3 protein-coding genes are annotated in these 1,758 nt (G+C 66.0%); 1 reads left to right on the top strand and 2 read right to left on the bottom strand.

Going from position 1 to position 1,758, the window contains the following annotated elements; translation table 11 throughout:
- Window positions 1-409 precede the first annotated feature (409 nt).
- Window positions 410-538 (bottom strand): hypothetical protein, encoded by a 129-nt coding sequence (locus tag CXY83_RS18275; protein ID WP_255408708.1) that lies wholly within the window; start codon window positions 536-538, stop codon window positions 410-412.
- Entirely contained in the window at window positions 538-804 is a 267-nt protein-coding gene (locus CXY83_RS00040; RefSeq protein ID WP_104195414.1) for a Rho termination factor N-terminal domain-containing protein, read from the bottom strand. The genes CXY83_RS18275 and CXY83_RS00040 overlap by 1 nt, the downstream gene beginning before the upstream one ends.
- A gap of 75 nt (window positions 805-879) precedes the next feature.
- On the opposite strand from CXY83_RS00040, the gene CXY83_RS00035 reads away from it, so the two are divergent.
- Window positions 880-1,758, top strand: coding sequence for an SDR family oxidoreductase (locus tag CXY83_RS00035; protein WP_104195413.1), 879 nt, complete (start codon window positions 880-882; stop codon window positions 1,756-1,758).

The following is a 1,758-nucleotide window of genomic DNA, read 5'->3' as shown; positions in this document are numbered from 1 at the left end:
GCGAGGTCTGGGGCCGTGTGGGTGAGTTGATCTACGGGCCTGCGTCCGAGCGGATCACGATTGGCGACCGCACTCTCACCCACATCATGCTTGTTACGCTAGCGAAGCTGCGACGGGGCGAGGCTTTCGCACTCAACTTAACGTTCGACGCCTCGACAGGTGGCGGACGAACCACCGTGTGGTTATCGCCCAACACCTTCATTCAGTTCAGGTTCGATGGCAGCCGCAGACCTGCTGTGAACCGGTCATGGATCGACCAGCTCATGATGTCCGCGAACTCGCCCGAGGGCCTCAGCGTGACCGATGAGCCGACGGACAACTCGTCAGAGCCCGCAAACCCGCCCACTGGCGTAATCACAGTCCCACGCCCGAATCCCTGAAGAACGGACGCACTGACCACGCCTGAAGATTAGTCGGGTGGGTCAGTTTCGTCGGGCGGGTCGGCGGGGTCGCCGGGGTCGCCGGGGTCGCCGGAGGCAGTGTCCTCCTCCGTCTCCGGGGCATGGTCGGTCGAGGGCCCGTCGTCGTTGCGCTTCATCAGTGGTTGCGCAGCGAGCTAATGAGGTCGGACTTGTTCTTGCCGGAGTAGCCGTGCAGGCCGAACTCTCTGGCGCGTTTGCGCAACTCGGGCACCGTCATATCCTCGTAGTCGCCAGCCTTGCCCCCGCGCCGCGAGACCGCCTTCTGCCCGTCGCGGGCGGCCGCGTTGCTGACGCGGGCGGCTTTCTCCTTGCTGGCCCCATCGTCGCGGAGATCCTCGTAGAGCTTTGGATTCTTGAGACTTCTGTTCCGTTCACCTGGCATGTTTGCGACGTTACGCCGTTGTCAAGGTCGTGCAAGGGGCTTGATTTTGCATCCCATCAGTGAGTGGCTAGAGGTATGGCTGCGCTCATCGACCCCCGCTCCCGCTACAAGTCCGACGGCTTCCCGAAGCAGGAACAGGAGCAGCCCGGGCTCACCGATCGAACCGATCCGTTGCCAGACCACGGCGAGTCTAGCTACCAGGGCTCGGGCCGACTTGAGGGCCGTCGCGCGCTCATCACAGGGGGCGACTCCGGCATTGGACGGGCGGTGGCGATCGCGTTCGCGCGCGAGGGCGCCGACGTCGCGATCGTCCACCTGCCTGAGGAGCAGCACGACGCGGACGAGACCCTCCGCCTCGTCACCGAGGCCGGGCGCGTGGCCGCCTCGATCCCGGGCGACGTGCAGAAGGAGGGCTTCTGCCGTAGCGTCGTCGACCAGACGGTGGCGGCGCTCGGCGGTCTCGACATCGTCGTGCTCAACGCCGCGTACCAGAAGAACCGGGACGGGCTCGAGACGATTCCGACCGAGGAGTTCGACCGCGTCTTCCGCACCAACCTTTACTCGATGATGTGGATCGCCGGGGCAGCGATCCCGCATCTCCAGCCCGGCGCGTCGATCATCTCGACCACGTCGATCCAGGCATTCAACCCGTCCTCGGCGCTCATCGACTACGCGATGACAAAAGCGGCGCAGGTCGCGTTCACGAAGGCACTCGCCGAGCAACTCGGCCCGAAGGGCATCCGTGTGAACGCGGTGGCGCCCGGACCGATCTGGACCCCGCTCATCCCCGCCACCGGCTGGCCCGAAAAGCTGCCGACCTTCGGGCAAGACACCCCACTTGGCCGCGCCGGCCAGCCCGCGGAACTGGCCCCTGCCTACGTGCTGCTCGCCTCCGACGAGGGATCGTACATCTCCGGCGCGGTCCTGCCGGTCACCGGCGGCAAGGGCCTCTAG

Origin of the sequence: Cryobacterium sp. M15 (genome assembly GCF_002929675.1) — a bacterium.
Lineage (GTDB): Bacteria > Actinomycetota > Actinomycetes > Actinomycetales > Microbacteriaceae > Cryobacterium > Cryobacterium lyxosi.
This window is presented reverse-complemented; position numbering and strand designations above follow the sequence as displayed.